At 34.5% G+C, this 333-nt stretch carries 1 protein-coding gene; it reads right to left on the bottom strand.

Translation table 11 applies throughout. The features are described 5' to 3' along the window. The coding region (locus ACYQZV_RS09135) for an Rpn family recombination-promoting nuclease/putative transposase (RefSeq protein WP_459895343.1) at positions 1-296 on the bottom strand (296 nt) is incomplete at its 3' end. Between the last annotated feature and the right edge of the window lie 37 nt (positions 297-333).

Raw genomic sequence — 333 nt, 5'->3', positions numbered from 1 at the left:
TCTAAGTCTTTTCTTATAGCCTCTACTTTCTCTGGGTCCATATCTTTTGGAGTTTTAAGAGTATATGCGAGGTTAAAAAGGTAATCTTTTATCTCTTCATCAATGGGAATGTCTTTAACAGTGGAAGTTGGTATGTTCCAATCTTCTTTGCCTACATAGATTACCATAGGTGCAATGTTAGGAAACTCTTTATTTTCTCTGTAGGCCTCTTCGTACTTAGCATAGATATAGGACAAGAGCTGTAAGAATATGCCTTTATCTGGACTTGATTTATGCTTGTATAAGTTCACATACACTATGGACACTTACCTTTGTTAAAATTTTCTATAAACC

It is taken from the genome of Hydrogenobaculum acidophilum, assembly GCF_054656715.1.
This window is presented reverse-complemented; position numbering and strand designations above follow the sequence as displayed.